This is a genomic window from Pseudomonas fluorescens, from assembly GCF_003732425.1.
Lineage (GTDB): Bacteria > Pseudomonadota > Gammaproteobacteria > Pseudomonadales > Pseudomonadaceae > Aquipseudomonas > Aquipseudomonas fluorescens_BE.
In genome coordinates, this window is record NZ_MOBX01000013.1 from 1,303,780 (window position 1) to 1,316,323 (window position 12,544).

A 12,544-nucleotide genomic window follows, 5' to 3' on the forward strand; every position below is an offset into this window, starting at 1 on the left:
CTGCCAGTAGGGATCTGCCTCGAGAACGTGGTTAACTTCTCGCTCCGATCCCTTTGAAGCCCGACAGACATGACAAAAACCATATTCTTGCTCGGTACACTGTTCGCCCTGACCTTGAGCGCTCAGGCCGCAGAACAGACCTCACATCTCGATAGCATCCAGCAACAAGGCCAGTTGCGCGTGTGCACCACCGGCGACTACAAGCCCTACACCTTCAAACGCACTGACGGCGACTTCGAAGGCATCGACATCGCCATGGCCCGTTCGCTGGCCGACAGCCTCGGCGTTAAAGTCGAGTGGGTGCAAACCACCTGGAAAACCCTGATGCCGGATATGCAGGCCGGCAAGTGCGACATCGGTATGGGCGGCATCTCGGTCACCCTCGAACGGCAGAAAAAGGCCTATTTCAGCAACACCCTCGACACCGACGGCAAGATCCCGCTGGTGCGTTGCGACGATGTCAGCAAGTACCAGACTGTCGAGCAAATCAACCAGCCCAACGTGCGCCTGGTCGAACCCGCTGGCGGCACCAACGAAGCCTTCGTCCACGCCTTCCTGCCCAAGGCGCAATTGGCCCTGCACGACAACGTAACGATCTTCCAGCAACTGCTCGACAACAAGGCCGACGTGATGATCACCGATGCCTCGGAAGCGCTGTATCAGCAGAAACTCAAACCGGGCCTGTGCGCGGTGAACCCGCATCAGTACATGCAGTATGGCGAGAAGGCTTACCTGCTGCCGCGCGATGACATCAGCTGGAAACTGTACGTCGATCAGTGGCTGCACCTGAACAAAGTTACCGGCAAGTATCAGCAGGTTCTCGGCGAGTGGCTGGCAGTGCCGCAGTAAAAAAGTCTGACGCTATTGCTGTGGCGAGGGAGCTTGCTCCCTCGCCACAAATCGGGCTTCCAATCAATCGTCATGCAACATCCCGGAGCTGTACTGATTGAGACTGCTGCCGATACTGTTGCCACCAAACTTTAAGGTATTGGCGTTGCGCCCCTCCGGCGACTGACAGTCGCTGGAGAAACAACTAGTGGTGGTCAAGCCACCGGCGCCCGAACAGGCACTTAACACCGATACCGCAGCAGCAATCAACAGCACTTTGACGACAGTAAGGCGCATGGCACGATTCCCCTCGGGATGAACAGCGACGATCTTGTGCCAACATCCTAGGCCTGCGCCGCACCCGGCAAGATGAAACTTTGCTGATCGACAGCGCCGGTTCAGAATCGTTAACCCGCCGACAAGGACATCCCATGCAATTCCTCCCACTCACCGATGCCTGCCCCGATATCCAGGCCCATGTCCGCACCCTGCGCAATCAGCCGGACGTGCGTAAGTTCATGTACACGTCGCATGAAATCAGTGAGCAGGAACATGCCAACTGGCTGGTCTCTTTGCAGGGTAATCCGCGGCAGCAAGTGTTTGTGGTGATCAAGGATGAGCAAGCGGTGGGTGTGGTTTCGTTGAATGCGATCAACGTTTTGCACAAGAGCGCGGATTGGGCGTTTTATCTCGACACGGGTTTGCAGGGCAAGGGCTTGGGCAGTGTGGTCGAGTTCTGGATGCTTGATTACGCGTTTGGCGTGGCGGGGTTGGAGAAGCTCAACTGCGAAGTGCTGGCGATGAACGCGGCGGTGGTGAAGATGCATCAGAAGTTCGGGTTTGAGATTGAAGGTGTGCGGCGCCAGAACGTGGTGAAGGATGGGATTCGGGTGGATGTGGTTTTGTTGGGGATCACCAAGTCTGAATGGCTCAGCAAACGTCCGACGCTGGCCCACGTCATCGAGCGGATCAGTGCGAGCTGAAAGCGATCATCGCTTCAGCCACGCACTTGTCGGGATCTGCGCGATGGATTTGAAGGCAGGCCTGGCGAACCAGTAGCCCTGCATCAGATAAATGCCGCAATCGGCGAGAAAGTCTCTTTCCTCAGCATCTTCTATGCCCTCGGCGATCACCTCCACCCCCAACTCTCTACACATGTTCACCACGTTACGCACGATAGTCTGGCGCACCCGGTCACGGTGAATATCCCGGATCAGTGCCATATCCAGCTTGATCAAGTCCGGTTGAAAATCCGCCAACAAGTTAAGGCCGGAATAGCCTGCGCCAAAGTCGTCGATCGCCGTCTTGAAACCAAACTCTCGATACTCACGCAAAATAGTCATCAAATGCTTGTTGCTTTCAACGTGCTCGCCTTCCACTGCTTCGAAGATCAGCCGCTCCAGCGGAAAGCCGTGAGTGCGCGCCGCTTCCAGCGTGCTGCGAATACACATCTCCGGCCGGTAAACGGCATTCGGCAGAAAATTGATCGACAGGTACTGCGTCATGCCTAACTCAGCCGCCGTGGAAATCGCCCGCACACGACACAGTTGATCGAATCGATAGCGGTTTTGATCGTCCACCTGCTCCAGGACAGACAAGGCACCTTCACCGTTCACGCCGCGAACCAACGCTTCGTGGGCAAACGTCGTTTGATCGCGCAGATCCACAATGGGCTGAAAAGCGAAGGAGAAATCCATGTCCGGCACGCCTTTGTTCTTACAGCCCAGGCAGCCTCCGGCAGACACGAATGTTTTTGGAAAGTCGATCATGACACCCTCTGATAACGGGTTTTAACCTTCCATGGCGATAAATAAATAGCTGCAGGTTTGAGTCATCTGCAAACCAGGCCGTAGCTAAAGCCCGACGGCGCCTGAGTATTTGAAGGCGCCGCGTGCTTTACGTACAAATGATCAGGTGCGGAAATGCGCGGTCATTCGCTGCAGGTCCTGCCCCAGTGACGCCAACTCAATCGTCGCTGCCGCACTCTCTTCGCTGGCGACAGCCGACTGGTCAGCCACATCACGCACACTGACAATGCTGCGGTTGATTTCGTCGGCCACGGCACTTTGCTGCTCGGCGGCGGCCGAGATCTGCAGGCTCATCTCCTGAATCGTACCGATGGACTGGTTGATCTCGGTAATTGCCAATTCGGCCTTCTGCGCCAGCTCCACGGTATCGAGGGTGCGCTCGCGGCTCGAGGCCATCAGCGTCGCGGCCGCTTGCGTGCCTTGTTGCAGGGTGACGATCAGCGCTTCGATTTCCTTGGTCGAGTCCTGCGTGCGCTGCGCCAGCGAGCGCACTTCGTCTGCCACCACCGCGAAACCACGGCCCTGCTCACCCGCCCGCGCCGCTTCAATCGCGGCGTTCAATGCGAGCAGATTGGTCTGCTCGGCGACGGCTTTGATCACATCGATCACTTTGCCGATCTGCTCGCTGTCCTGAGTCAGCACGTTCATCGCACCGCCCAGCTCTTCAATGGCCATAGCAAGTTCGCTGATCTGCACCGTCGCCTGCTTCACCACCGTACTGCCGTGGCGCGCCTGCTGATCGGCCAGGGTCGCGGCAGCGGAGGCATCGGTCGTGTTACGCGCAACTTCCTGCACGGTCGAGGCCATTTCGTGCATCGCCGTGGCGACTTGATCCACTTCGCTTTTTTGCTGACGCACACCCGCGCTGGTCTGCTCGCTCATGGCCGAGAGTTTTTCCGCAGAGGTGGAAATCTGCGTGACGCCATTGCCGATACCTTGCACCAGCGTGTTCAGGTTCTGCGCCATGTCCTGCATCGCATTCTGCAGATCGCCCAACTCGTCTTTGCGGTTTGATTTGGCTTGTACCGTCAGATCACCCTTGGCAATACGTCGAGCCAGTTCAACCGTCAGCGCCAGCGGCGCAGTAATCTGGCGCGAGATGACCACCGAAGCAAACAGCCCGATCACCAGCGCCAACACAGTCAATCCGGCCATCTGAATAAAGGCCGAATGCTGATCCTCACGCGCCAGGCGCTGCTGGGTGTCCATCAGGCCAGTCATGATCTTGTCCATCGCCTTGCTTTCCTGATCGACCTGCTCGCGCATGTTCTGCTTCTGCTCAAACAGCCCGGCCACTTCCACCAATACTTCGCGATAACGCCGCATGCCGGCATGCGCTTCTTCCAGTTGGCTCGACAGGGCCGTCGGCAGGCTGGTGCGCGCCTTGGTGATATCACTCAAGAAGCTATCGATGGTCTCCATCATCATTTTTTTGTTCACGTCGTTGGGCACCGCAATGTAACGACGCAACATCAGGCGAAACGTGGTCATGCCATTGCGCAAATCGGCCACCGTGCGCAGCTCCCGAACGCGTTCGCCATCGGCAGACGCCAGCGCACTGGTTGTGGTGCCTTCAAGCATGCCGGCAAAAGTTTGCGCGTATTTGTCCGACAGCGCCGTCAGCGGTTTCAGGGCATCCGTGGTCGACTGATCGGCAGCGATCAACCGTTTGACCTTCTGATCGTAGGCAACAATCGTGGTTTGCAAAGCCTTCAGGGCTTGCTGGTTCTCAGCACGGGTCAAGGTGTCCAGCGCCTTGCTGACAAGGCCCTGCAAGACATTCAACTGAGCGTTATAGGCCTCGGCGAACGCTGCGTCAGCGGCGGCTTCGTACTGTTTCTCGGACAGACGCATATCTTGCGTAGCGTCATTCAACGTGCCGATCAGACGCGTCGTACTCAAACGATCAACCAGCACGCTGTTGCTGTTATAGCCAATGAAGGCAACCGCCAAAACGGCCAGCAGAAGAATGCCGAAGCCGGTTCCCAGCTTGCGGGAAACCTTGATGTCACCCAGGAAATTCGATGCAACTGCCATATTCAGCCTCAAACGCCCTGACGCGAAACGCCAGGCACAAAAAATTGATCTCCGGTAACCACAGTCACCGTCCAGACATTCGGGGGTCGTCATCCAAGGCGTAATACGGGACGCTCCAGCTGTCCCTGAAATGCAAATGCCGATGCTGTTGAAGCGTCGAAAACAACCCGACGCGAGCACCGGCAGACAAACCCGTCACGTCGCAAACAGAGCGTCTGCACGCTGGATTTATCGTTTCAGCAAAGGTGTCTGGGGGGATGCTATTAATTTTGCGAAAACTTGTACAACTTTATATTTTTGTATAATCGTTGAACTTTTTGAGCAGCGTGATGACGCATTGCCATCATTGTTTGTGGCACATCGCTACTGGCGCAAAAAGAGGCTGAAAATGCTGATTCAGGCGCTCGCCCCTCTGCGGCGAGCACTGGCTGCACGCCACAGAGAAGCAAGGGGTTTACGGCTTGATTTCGACCTTATCCAACACCTGATTCACCGCCAACTCCCCCAACATCACCACCTGCGCAATGCCCAAAGCGGTTTTGCGGTGCGAGGGGTCGAGTGCGGCGGCGAAGTTGTTGAGCATTTCCGAGGCGGAACTCAGCGTTTCACTGGCATTGGCTAACAGGGATTCCGAGTCGTACTTCGGATTGGCGAGGTACATGCGCTCGGGCTCGTTGACGCTGGCCATGATGTGGCTGGTCGGAAGGAGATAGTGATCGAGGGCGCGCTCGGCGGCTTCGTGGAGTTTTTTGGAGTTGAGGGATTCGTAGGGGGATGCGGGATCGGTTTCTGGTGGATTCGGTGTTGGTTTGAACATGGTGTAACTCCTGACGGATAAACGAAAAGGAGCCATCACTCTCGCTACCAAACGAAGGGTGGAGGCCATACGCAGGTTGGTAGACCGGTCGTCAGGAACCCCGGCGCATCCGAAGACGCCCCGCGCATGACCACCATAAAACGAAGACGAGAAACGCCCTCGCAAGACAGTAGTCTTGTGCTTCTGACGGAGACGGGCTACCAAACCCGATCACTGGTTTTCAGTGACGTAGGGACGATAGAAGCTGCGGGCTAGACGCACAAGCCGGGGGATTCTGTCTTAGGTGTAGGGCGAGGCGCAAGGGAGTGTGGGCTAATGACTGCGGCAACAGACTCCATTTAAACAGAAACGTTTTTTCCGTTTAGAAAGGCTTTACTGGCACGTTGATTGATCCAAGTACCGCCAACAGCAAAGAGAGCACTGCGTGCTTTTTCAGGCGCTATCCGTCGATCCGATGATGGATCGGATTGATTATTTGTTTACCCCCTGTAAATAGGGGCCCAAATGATATCGAAATAAAGCCCGTACCAGTTACGTACCAGCGAATTTTCAAAACTCAGAAAATCCCGCTACCCCTCTCGCTCCATGTAGCAATTTTTAAGCAACCATTTTCGGCTACAACCTGGGCACTACCGACACTGTCACAACCTCTGATGACAACGTTGGACTGTGCATAGGAATCAACCTTATCCCCACCTGCCAAAAATATTTGCCATGTTGTTTCAGCATGCAGCGAATACCGCCCAACATATGGCAGTACCTCAATAAAAGCGTTACGAAAAGAAAGGGTCCCCCTGATGGATGATCGACGCACTACACTTGCCGTTCAACCGTAAGCCATTAGGAGTTTGTGTATGAGCTATGCCCATATCGGAAAAATCAAGGAAGTTTATGACGTGATCGAGGCCAATCGGCTGATCGAGGCGGGAAATGAGCTGCTAGCCATCGTGCCGGGTTGGACCAGCGACAACACGCCGTGCACGCTGTTCTATATCGGCCAACACAAGCCAAAGCCCACAGAGCCCGAGGGCGATTATGTCGATGGCGACTGGGTGCCAAAAGGGTAAGCCCTCGCGTTACGGGTAACGAACTGAAAGGCCCTCGCCACGGTGGGGCTTGTCTACAATGAGACCCAAACAAAAGGAGCGGAGCCATGAGTGAGCATTACGATCCACAAGGCTGGTACGACGTGATTGAGCCGGAAGGCCAAAAGACAGGTGAGCTGCGGGCGGGCGTTTATTACGAGGAAGGTAATGTGCTGGGGCGCGTGGAAAATGGGATATTCACCTACGATATCCTCCCCAATGGAGGGAAGGGGCATATTGATGGTCTGACGCTGATCCGAACCGAGCCGCGACCAATGACCCGTTTTGCATTAGTACTTCAGGAGGGGCAGCCTGCGTAAGGTCCCGCATTACTTATAACGCCGTTTATGGTCAACAGTGAGCGATGGAGAAGGAAACTGGTCGATGAACCAACAAGTCGAGTTTGAAGGTGATGACGGGCAGGAAGATGCTGTTCTAGCTGTCAAAGCACGGAATGAAGCCGAGAAAATCCGCATCCTTTCTGCAATCGCGGGCAATAGTCCCACCCGAGCAATTGATAGAGTCGCGTGGATTCTAAATCACTACCCACAAGCACGAGACTCTGACGTTAAATGCCAGCTGCTGTATTGGAAAACTTTCCAACAAGATTTGTACAGCGGCGGTGACATTTCAATTGATAATTACCCCAAACTCGAACGCCTTCCTTCCATTGCCCGTGCTCGTGCCTTTATTCAAAATACGCACGGATTATTCATTGCCTCCCCGGAAGTTAGACGCACCCGAGGCAAGCTTGAGGAGGAAGAAAAGCAAAGAATTCTGGATGCCAGGCCAGCCCACCCTGTGTATTGCATTTATGCAGATGAAAGCGGAAAAACAAGTAAATATCTTCTAGTTGGGAGTTTATGGGTTCTACGCAGCTATGACACGATGAAAATCACTCGCGCCATTAATCAAAGGAAGGATGAATTAAAATTTAAAGGTGAAATGCACTTCAAGGATATAAACAATGGAAACCTCGAAACCTACCTTGAACTACTCGGATCCATTGTAAAAAACTCTGAAGCCGTTTCCTTCAAAGGCCTGGCCATCGAACGCCGCGGACTAAAAAACATTGATGACACTCTCGACAAGCTTTTTTATCACATGACAATTCAGGGTATTCAGGAGGAAAATAAATCAGGCCGGGCGGTGCTCCCTAGAAATTTACAATTTCGAAAGGACTCAGAGGAGGCCTCTAAAGATAAGCTATCAATAATGGAGATTGAGCTTCAGCTCAAGAATGCTGCAAAAAACATTTTTGATGACAACGTTTACATTGATATTGTTGCATCCGAAGACTCATCGATATCACCCCTCATGCAAATTGCCGATTTATTTGTAAGCTCCATTTCACGAGTGCTGAACAAGGAAGAAGGGAAAGAGGGACCTAAAGACGTCTTTGCCAAGAAGTTTTTGGCATCGTTCGGTGTTAGCACATTAAACACAGAGCTCGATATTTTTGGTGACTGTGTGCGTTTCTCTTGAGCGCGAGACGGTCATATCTCGACAACGTCTGTATCTTCATACTTCGATTGCGTTGGGGTATTTCGCCCGTAAAGCCTTAAACCCACGTCTCTATTGAGGTTCAGCGCATATTCACCACTCCATGCACAAACGCATGTTTGGCATAAATGGCATGGAATGGCGTACGGTTTGCCCCACTTTTCCCATCCCAAGAGGCCTATGGCCGGACGTTTCGAAGTGACAAATATGCAACGGTGAGAACCGGCGCTGCTCGCTTGGGACTAGGATCATGCAGAACAAATGACTGATTCAGCCGCACATCGACTTCAAGGACGAACAACATGCCAGATACCTCAGATTTCAATATCGTCACGGCAGATGCTCTGACATTGCTCCTGCATAACCAGCATGCACTCGGTGCGGCGATCGAAGAGATGACCCATTGGATCTCAGGGTCTGGCGCAGACACTGTTGCCGATAACGCCGTTGCGGCCCTGGAAACGCTTGATCGAAATGCGCAAGCGATCACTGACGCGATCATGCGACTTAGGCAGTTTAGTGTGCCTCGATAGATAGAACGCCGTTCACGTTCAAGCGCGCCCGGCATCTCGACCAGGTGTTGGATCTTAAATGTGTCTATGGAGATCCCTTCAGGAACTGGCTCGCCCATTGGACCAATTGCCGCTACTGACATTTTGGATAGGGATTCGAACCCCTTCTAGGATCACTTCAGACCGCTACAGGCCATAAAGTACGGGCAATTAAGCCGAGTGCTTTGGTGCTTAGCGGCCTCGTGCGGCCTCTGATCTGCCCTAAATCTGCCCTAAACCGCATCCAACAATCTGACCACCAAGGTCCGCTTTCGGCCATTAGCGTACGCTCAGAAGCGACCGCTTTAGGCCAGAAGTGGACGTCTGGGCATGGGCGAGCAGGTTGTCCCGGATCGCAGGATTCGGCTCCGCTCTCCTCCCTTAGATTTGGTGTGAAAAGTCGGCGAGCGAAGGCCAGGCAATACAAAAACCGCCCAAAGCGGACGGCTGCAATGGGCTGTTTTTTTGGTAATGAGACCTCTAGGTGTGGGTCAAGCAGGCTCACTTCAAGCTTATCCACACAATAACTACATCCATAAGGCGTTGATTGATAGAAAATAGAATTGACTGTTATCTTATCGATTTTTTGTAACCAATGCCCCAAGCAGCCACCATCGACGCTAAGCTAAGAAGCTGATTATCAAGATCAACATCAAAACACTCAGCCAATTTCTTAGTACTCATCCCACTCATAATCTCGACACTTCTATCTAAGAAGCTTGAGCCTAGAGGATCTGAAATCCAATAATCCCCCTCGTCATCCTCTTCGTAAAGGGTAGACCAGTGGGGGGCATTTAAGGTCCTATCAATGTCTAATGCAGCACTGAATCTTAACCCCTCTTTATGGTCAAGAAACTGCCTGGCTTCGGGGGTTAGAGCCTTAAATTTTTGAAGAGCCGCATTGGCGCCGACTTGATGGAGTGCTTCTTCAGCAATCCTCATAGGAACTAAATTTTCGGCTTCAGTACAATCCAAAATGTGCAACCAATAGCGCTGCCCCCATCCTTTTTCGTATGCGTCAAACCTCAAAGCCGTCTCTTTGACTAATGCATTAGGATGGGACTTATCACTGTCAAGAATACAGATTACTAAGCTGTGATTCCGAAGGTGGTTTTCAAACGAGCAAATTGTGGTATTCCCACCACCCCCTACCTTAAGAAACTTCAAAGCGTATTCCTTGAGCAGCTTTGAATTATTCAAGAAAACCATGCCCGACATAACATAAAAGTCTATGTCCGTTATATTTTCGCAGACAAATACAGGCAATTGGACACGAGCACTATCAACAAAGTAATCATAACTTAAGCGAAAGGTTCTTGGAGCGATAAAACCTATCGGCACAGGCTCATCAAAACCAACATCAACATAAAAATCCAGCTGATCCAAATGCGCTTTCGTAAGGCGGCTCTGCTCACGTACAAAATACAGCACGTTTAATTGATACCCGCTAATTATGTTTTCCTGAATTATCTGATCCGCAAGCTTAGCGGGCATCCAAAGTACGTGCTTTCCTTCACCGCACGCCATCAAAATATTATTTAAAGCTCGAATCTTATCTTCATTTTGAGCCAATCCCACCACATTGCTAATCTTTATCATCATGGCGATAGAAATCCAGCAGGCCAGACTTCTAAGTATCCATGCTCATCGAATCCCGAGCCTGATGTACTGGTTACGCCACTATCGTTTCTGTCGAACAAGGAGACATTCACATCACTATTTTTGATAATCCCATCTTCAATGCTCTCGCCTATAGAATCTATGATATGTTTACTATGCGTTTCCACGATAAAACAGAAATCATCTTCACCTTTAAGGTTGGCAATTTTTGCTATTGCTTTACCAAATTTGTGTTGCATATGAGGATGCAGATGAAGCTCCGGTTGTTCAATGGCAAAAACGAGCTGTCGATCTTTATATAATCCGAAAATCCCAGAGTTTTTCTCACGACTTTCGAGCCATATCGAAACAATAATTGGAAGTAGCTGTGAATAACCAAAACCCATATCGCTTACATTATAGTATTGCAAGCTGCCGGCATCTTTAATTTTTATAGCATAGTGCGAACCTGTATTGGTTATATCAAGTTCAAACTCAAAATTTTCTAAGATCCAGTTATTCAACTCTGCTTTTTCGGAAACACCTAATGAGTTAAGCACCATCGGCAGATTCGATCCAGTATGATCAACTTGCCCTACTTGAAGATCCTGATAACGATAAAATCGCTCAGCAGATGCCCTGACCGGCCCCAAATAACGAACACCTTTGTAAAAGTTTGTCAGTGCCTCATCAACAGCGCTGAGTATTTTTGAGAGATTAGCGCTTACTAAATAGGCGAAGGAAGTTCTAACAATCTCATCTTTTGCTGCAGCAAGATTACTCAGAAATGTCTTATCATCTGAAAAAGATTTCTTCAGCGCAGCATGTATTTTCGATGACGGTAGAAATACAATTTCAGTAAGAGACTTAACAATCGCCTCTCTCTTTTTATTAGAGTGATGCAGCCCCGCTATATATTCGACAAAAGCTTTCCTAAACACCGGCTTTGAGAGGGCTGGAGGCCACGCCCTAAGCTCAGCCTCACTTAAAAAGTCAGTAGGAATTAGATTCCCTTTAGTATTAATCGTTCGGCCTTCAAAACCCTCATAAAGCAATACATCGTCCAAATATACAGAAAGACCAATAACTTTGGTTCCGGAATATAATATTAAAATTTTAACAGATTCAATCTCTAACTGGATACGATTGGTGCTCTCCAGGCCGGCACCCTTGCGTAAACCTAGTGTAAAGCCCACATCAAGCTTATAATTTTTATTATTTCCCACAGTAAATCTTTCAGCGATATTCTCTGAGAGCTGCTCCCAGAAGTCTATTGAGTCATCTATGCTGAGATTAAGTTTGAAATCAAACATAACTTCATCTGTATCTGCTCTGGTCGCAGTTTGCAGATCACCGAAATCGACAAAGCTTCCATACCACAAAATTGGGCTTCGCGTGTCGGCCTCTGCCGATTGCCTTATGAGAGGAAAGGTACGTAAAAATGTACTTTTCCCGCTGCTGTTTCTACCCACAAGTAGATTTAACTTTTTTAGAGGAACAAAATCATTCTCTAAACCAAAGCTTCTGAGATTTCGTATTCGGAGTGACTTTATATTTTTCATTAGTGCAAAACATCCTTGAGAAGACTGCTGAATATTTAAAGCATAATCTAGCTATCTTAATGCGTTACGATTATCGGATACCCCTCCGCCGTTGCCCTGCGCTCAAGAGCCGTAGCATTCGGAATCTCCTCGCACTCATAGATTAAGACAATCAGATTTTTTTGCGCATCTAATGTAGACAAGCAATGATAGTGCTCGAGAGCCAAGGGACTAAATTTTAAGGTGCGTTGCGACCACACCCGAATCGTGTGCTCTGCAAGAGCGTTGGGTGTCTGAAACTGATGCCGAAGAGGCTTTAGGGAGCAAGTCTCAGAGGCCTTCCCATCCCGAATTCGAACATTGTGCCTGAACGGCCAGTCACGGAATGCATGTGGCAGTGGGCGCTCCACCGGCAGCGGGATAGGTTTTTCCCAAACGCAATGAAGGATGCTGTCCACAGTCATAGCAATGCGCCTCCTTGGCACTCGGGAACGAAGCGCGTTGCGCAGTCCTTTCTAGCATGAGTCTACTGGGAGCCTGCCATCAAAATGGCTTGGTATACAACCTCCCGTCAGGACAAGCTCAATCCTGCACTCTCCACATACCTATGAATAAAGTGAGACATTTACGGGGTAGGCTGAAATACTTGTTCTATATGATGTCCCAAGGCTGATTCGAACTGCAAGCTTTCCTCTTAGGAGGATAGCTGCTTTTGGCCGTTTTCTGTCTGTCACTGAACGTTGAAAACGCCCCGAAGCTGGCAATTGCTATATCC

General features: G+C 50.9%; 12 protein-coding genes and 1 pseudogene. 6 read left to right on the plus strand and 7 right to left on the minus strand.

Annotated elements, in window-relative coordinates; all coding sequences use genetic code 11:
* Nucleotides 1–69: 69 nt before the first annotated feature.
* Complete coding sequence (locus BK670_RS16400) at nt 70–849, plus strand: transporter substrate-binding domain-containing protein (protein WP_123451096.1); 780 nt, start codon at nt 70–72, stop codon at nt 847–849.
* A gap of 63 nt (nt 850–912) precedes the next feature.
* Here BK670_RS16400 and BK670_RS16405 read toward each other — a convergent pair whose 3' ends face one another.
* On the minus strand, nt 913–1,125 hold the full coding sequence (locus BK670_RS16405) for a hypothetical protein (protein WP_123451098.1): 213 nt from the start codon (nt 1,123–1,125) through the stop codon (nt 913–915).
* 134 nt (nt 1,126–1,259) lie between these two features.
* Here BK670_RS16405 and pseH point away from each other — a divergent pair, with 134 nt between their 5' ends.
* Nucleotides 1,260–1,811, plus strand: a complete 552-nt coding sequence (pseH, locus tag BK670_RS16410) for a UDP-4-amino-4,6-dideoxy-N-acetyl-beta-L-altrosamine N-acetyltransferase (RefSeq protein ID WP_123451100.1) — start codon at nt 1,260–1,262, stop codon at nt 1,809–1,811.
* Between the two features lie 6 nt (nt 1,812–1,817).
* Here pseH and rimA read toward each other — a convergent pair whose 3' ends face one another.
* From rimA to BK670_RS16425, 4 genes and pseudogenes are all read right to left on the minus strand, one after another.
* The gene (gene rimA, locus BK670_RS16415) at nt 1,818–2,597 is read right to left on the minus strand and encodes a S6 modification regulatory phosphodiesterase RimA (protein ID WP_123451102.1); all 780 of its coding nucleotides are present in this window, start codon (nt 2,595–2,597) and stop codon (nt 1,818–1,820) included.
* Between the two features lie 141 nt (nt 2,598–2,738).
* Entirely contained in the window at nt 2,739–3,611 is an 873-nt protein-coding gene (locus tag BK670_RS30270) for a methyl-accepting chemotaxis protein (RefSeq protein WP_404942482.1), read from the minus strand.
* Nucleotides 3,597–4,766: pseudogene (locus BK670_RS30275) on the minus strand (methyl-accepting chemotaxis protein); the annotation flags it as partial. The pseudogene BK670_RS30275 and the gene BK670_RS30270, both read right to left, overlap by 15 nt.
* 361 nt (nt 4,767–5,127) lie before the next feature.
* Nucleotides 5,128–5,490 (minus strand): DUF6124 family protein, encoded by a 363-nt coding sequence (locus BK670_RS16425; RefSeq protein WP_123451106.1) that lies wholly within the window; start codon nt 5,488–5,490, stop codon nt 5,128–5,130.
* An 854-nt stretch (nt 5,491–6,344) separates the two neighbouring features.
* Here BK670_RS16425 and BK670_RS16430 point away from each other — a divergent pair.
* From BK670_RS16430 to BK670_RS16445, 4 genes are all read left to right on the plus strand, one after another.
* Nucleotides 6,345–6,557, plus strand: coding sequence for a hypothetical protein (locus BK670_RS16430; RefSeq protein WP_123451108.1), 213 nt, complete (start codon nt 6,345–6,347; stop codon nt 6,555–6,557).
* A gap of 86 nt (nt 6,558–6,643) precedes the next feature.
* The gene (locus BK670_RS16435; protein WP_123451110.1) at nt 6,644–6,895 is read left to right on the plus strand and encodes a hypothetical protein; all 252 of its coding nucleotides are present in this window, start codon (nt 6,644–6,646) and stop codon (nt 6,893–6,895) included.
* A gap of 64 nt (nt 6,896–6,959) precedes the next feature.
* Entirely contained in the window at nt 6,960–8,060 is a 1,101-nt protein-coding gene (locus BK670_RS16440; RefSeq protein WP_123451112.1) for a DUF3800 domain-containing protein, read from the plus strand.
* A 320-nt stretch (nt 8,061–8,380) separates the two neighbouring features.
* Complete coding sequence (locus BK670_RS16445) at nt 8,381–8,611, plus strand: hypothetical protein (RefSeq protein ID WP_123451114.1); 231 nt, start codon at nt 8,381–8,383, stop codon at nt 8,609–8,611.
* A gap of 588 nt (nt 8,612–9,199) precedes the next feature.
* On the opposite strand, the gene BK670_RS16450 is transcribed toward BK670_RS16445, so the two are convergent.
* Entirely contained in the window at nt 9,200–10,231 is a 1,032-nt protein-coding gene (locus BK670_RS16450; protein ID WP_123451116.1) for a hypothetical protein, read from the minus strand.
* Nucleotides 10,228–11,790 carry an AAA family ATPase gene (locus tag BK670_RS16455; protein WP_123451118.1) on the minus strand — a complete coding sequence of 521 codons (1,563 nt, stop codon included), beginning with the start codon at nt 11,788–11,790 and terminating at the stop codon, nt 10,228–10,230. The genes BK670_RS16450 and BK670_RS16455 overlap by 4 nt, the downstream gene beginning before the upstream one ends.
* Between the last annotated feature and the right edge of the window lie 754 nt (nt 11,791–12,544).

Coding starts and splice junctions, on each gene's coding strand:
- BK670_RS16400 (WP_123451096.1), top strand. CDS start 70: ATGACAAAAACCATATTCTTGCTCGGTACACTGTTCGCCCTGACCTTG.
- BK670_RS16405 (WP_123451098.1), bottom strand. CDS start 1,125: ATGCGCCTTACTGTCGTCAAAGTGCTGTTGATTGCTGCTGCGGTATCG.
- pseH (WP_123451100.1), top strand. CDS start 1,260: ATGCAATTCCTCCCACTCACCGATGCCTGCCCCGATATCCAGGCCCAT.
- rimA (WP_123451102.1), bottom strand. CDS start 2,597: ATGATCGACTTTCCAAAAACATTCGTGTCTGCCGGAGGCTGCCTGGGC.
- BK670_RS30270 (WP_404942482.1), bottom strand. CDS start 3,611: ATGCAGGACATGGCGCAGAACCTGAACACGCTGGTGCAAGGTATCGGC.
- BK670_RS16425 (WP_123451106.1), bottom strand. CDS start 5,490: ATGTTCAAACCAACACCGAATCCACCAGAAACCGATCCCGCATCCCCC.
- BK670_RS16430 (WP_123451108.1), top strand. CDS start 6,345: ATGAGCTATGCCCATATCGGAAAAATCAAGGAAGTTTATGACGTGATC.
- BK670_RS16435 (WP_123451110.1), top strand. CDS start 6,644: ATGAGTGAGCATTACGATCCACAAGGCTGGTACGACGTGATTGAGCCG.
- BK670_RS16440 (WP_123451112.1), top strand. CDS start 6,960: ATGAACCAACAAGTCGAGTTTGAAGGTGATGACGGGCAGGAAGATGCT.
- BK670_RS16445 (WP_123451114.1), top strand. CDS start 8,381: ATGCCAGATACCTCAGATTTCAATATCGTCACGGCAGATGCTCTGACA.
- BK670_RS16450 (WP_123451116.1), bottom strand. CDS start 10,231: ATGATGATAAAGATTAGCAATGTGGTGGGATTGGCTCAAAATGAAGAT.
- BK670_RS16455 (WP_123451118.1), bottom strand. CDS start 11,790: ATGAAAAATATAAAGTCACTCCGAATACGAAATCTCAGAAGCTTTGGT.